Consider the following 3,186-nt stretch of genomic DNA (forward strand, 5'->3'; position numbering starts at 1 on the left):
GCGTACCGCCTCCGGTTCCACGCGGGCGCCGGGGGCGGGGACGACGTATCCGGCCAGGCGGCGGTGGCCGTCGCCGTCGCGGACGGTCGCGGCGGCCTCGGCGACGCCCGTGCAGCGGCGCAGGGCCTCCTCGACCTCGCCCAGTTCGATGCGGAAGCCGCGCACCTTGACCTGCTGGTCGATGCGGCCGAGGTACTCGAGCCGGCCGTCGGCACTCCAGCGCACCAGGTCGCCCGTGCGGTACATGCGGTCGCCGGGGGCGCCGAAGGGGTCGGCGACGAAGCGCGCGGCGGTCAGACCGGGGCGGCGCAGGTAGCCGCGGGCCAGTCCGCCGCCGCCGAGGTACAGCTCACCGGTGACGCCCGGAGGCTGGGGGCGCAGCAGGCGGTCCAGCACGTAGGCGCGGGTGCGGGCGACGGGACGGCCGATGGGGGGAGCCTGGTCGGGGACGGTGCCGTCGGCGAACCAGGCGGTGGCGTAGACGGTGGCCTCGGTCGGGCCGTAGAGGTTCGCCACCTCGGCCGAGGGCATGGCGTCCCTGATGTCCCGTACGGTCCGGGCGGGCAGGGCCTCGCCCGCCAGGACGACGGTGTCCGCCTCGACCGCGCTGTCGCCGCCGAGCACGCGGGAGAGCACGGACGGGACGCCGCTGAGGAGCCCGGCCCGGCGGGGGCCGGGGCCGTCGGCGAGGGCCGGGAGGTCGGCGACCACCTCGACGCCGCCGCCGGCCAGCAGGGGGCACAGCAGCTCGAAGACGGACACGTCGAAGTTGAGGGAGGTGGACGCGACGACGTGCGCCAGCCCGCGCGGGCCGAACGTCTCCTCGGCCCAGGCGGCCAGCGCGGCCACGCTGCGGTGGGTGACGACCACGCCCTTGGGGCGGCCGGTGGATCCGGAGGTGTAGATGACGTAGGCGGGGTGGGACGGGTCGAGCGGCCGGGTCCGGTCGGCGTCGGTCAGGTCGGCGCCGGTCAGGTCGGCGCCGGTCAGGTCCGGGGCGCCGGCATCGGACGGCTCGGCGTCCTCCCGGAGCAGTACGTCCTGCAGGAGCAGCGGCTCGCAGTCGTCGGGGAGCGCGTGGGCGGTCTCCCGGGTGGCGACGACGAGGGCGGGGGCCGCGTCGGCGAGCATGAAGCGGATCCGCTCCGCCGGGTAGCCGGGGTCGACGGGCAGGTATCCGGCGCCCGACTTCAACACGGCCCACAGCGCCGGCAGCAGGTCGGCGGAGCGCGGCAGGCACAGCGCCACCAGGGACTCCGGACCCGCGCCGTGCGCCGTCAGCAGCCGGGCGAGCCGGTTGGCACGCCGGTTCAGCCCGGCGTAGTCCAGCCGGGCCCCGCCGCAGGTCACGGCGGTCCGGTCGGGGGTTCGGGCCACCTGCGCCTCGAACAGCGCCGGGAGCGTGGCGCCGTCGGCGTGGTCGCCGGCCCGCGCGGGCGGGTTCCGGGAGTCGAGGAGCGTGCGCCGCTCGTCGTCCGACAGCAGCGGCAGTTCGGCCAGCGTCCGTTGCGGGCCGTCCGCCATGCCTTCCAGCAGGCGGTGCAGCTGCCGGCTCATCCGGGCCGCGGTCGCCGCCTCGTACAGGTCGGTGTTGTACTCGACCGTCAGCTCGCAGTCGCCGTCGGCGCGCGGCGCGAACTCCAGCACGAGGTCGAAACGGGCGGCCGGGCGGGGCAGCGGATGTTCCTCGACCCGCACCCCGGCCGCCAGTTGAGGCCGGGCGGGCGCCGCCTGCTGCACCACCAGCACCTGCACCAGCGGGGTGCGGCTGGGGTCCCTCGGCGGGGCCAGTTCCTCGACCACCCGGTCGAACGGCACGCCGTCGTGGGCGAAGGCGTCCAGCACGGTCGCGCGCAGGGACTCCACGAACCGGTCGACCGTGACGGTGTCGTCGACCTCGCCGCGCAGCACGACGGTGTTGGCGAAGAAGCCCGTCACATCCTCCAGTTCGCGGTGGCCCCGCCCGTTGGTGACGGTCCCGAACGCCACGTCCCGCTGCCCGGAGTAGCGGGAGAACAGCACGGCCGCCGCCCCGGCGAACAGGGTGAAGACGGTCGTGCCGCGGCCCTGGGCCAGTTGCCGCAGCCGGTCCACCAGGTGCTTCGGGAGGTGGTGGCGGTGTGCCGCGCCCGCGGTGGTGCGCACCGCCGGCCGGGGCCGGTCGGTGGGCAGTTCGAGTGGCCGCAGGCCGGCCAGGTGGCGCTTCCAGTAGCCGAGGTCGTCGGCGTCCGCGTCGCCGGTGCGCCGCTCGTGCTCCCACAGCGCGAAGTCCGGGTACTGCGCGCCCGGCCGGGGAAGGCCGTCCGGTTCGCCGCGGGCCTCCGCGCGGTAGAGCGCCGTCAGGTCCCGGGTCAGGACGCCGACCGACCAGCCGTCGGTGACGATGTGGTGCTGGGCCAGCAGCAGGACGTGGTCCTCGGGCGCGCGGCGGACGAGCAGCGCCCGGGTCAGGGGCCCGGTCGTCAGGTCGTGGGGGCGGCGCAGTTCCTCGGTCAGCAGGCGCTCGACGGCGTCGTCCTGCCGGTCGGCGGGCAGGTGCTCGACGTCGCGGGTGCGTAAGGGGAGCGCCGCCTCGGGGGCGACCAGCTGGACGCCCTGGCCGTCGACGGTGGCGAAGGTGGTGCGCAGGGAGTCGTGGCGGGCGGCGAGCCGGTCCAGGGCGCGTCGCAGGGCCGGCGTGTCGAGGGGGCCGCGCAGCCGCAGCGACACGCCGGTGTTGTACTCGGTTCCGCCGTCGGTGAGGTCGTCGAGGAACCACAGGCGTCGCTGGGCGCTGGAGAGCGGGACGGGCTTTCCGCGCGGGGCGGAGGGGATCGGGTCCGACGGCGCGGCGGCGGACGGCTCGGCGGCCAGCGGGGCGAGCGCGGCGACGGTCCGTGCGGTGAACACGTCGCGCAGGGAGAGCCGGGCGCCGAGGGCTTCCCGGATCCGCGTCAGGGTGCGGGCGGCGAGGATCGAGTCGCCGCCCAGGTCGAAGAAGTCGTCGGTGACGCCGACGGCGTCGACGCCGAGGACGTCGGCCCAGATCGCGGCCAGGGCCCGCTCGTCGCCGGTGCGCGGCTCGACGTGCTCCTCGGTCCGCGCGCCGCCGGGGGCGGGCAGGGCCCGCAGGTCGGTCTTGTGCTGCGGGGTGAGCGGCAGCGCGTCCAGGACGACGACGGCGGAGGGCACCATGTGGGCCGGCAG

At 76.6% G+C, this 3,186-nt stretch carries 1 protein-coding gene; it reads right to left on the bottom strand.

Features of this window, described 5'->3' with window-relative positions; translation table 11 throughout:
- On the bottom strand, positions 1 to 3,186 hold a 3,186-nt coding region (locus C1I97_RS33960), incomplete at both ends, for a non-ribosomal peptide synthetase (RefSeq protein ID WP_146608384.1).

Origin of the sequence: Streptomyces sp. NTH33, assembly GCF_003236365.1 — a bacterium.
Lineage (GTDB): Bacteria > Actinomycetota > Actinomycetes > Streptomycetales > Streptomycetaceae > Streptomyces.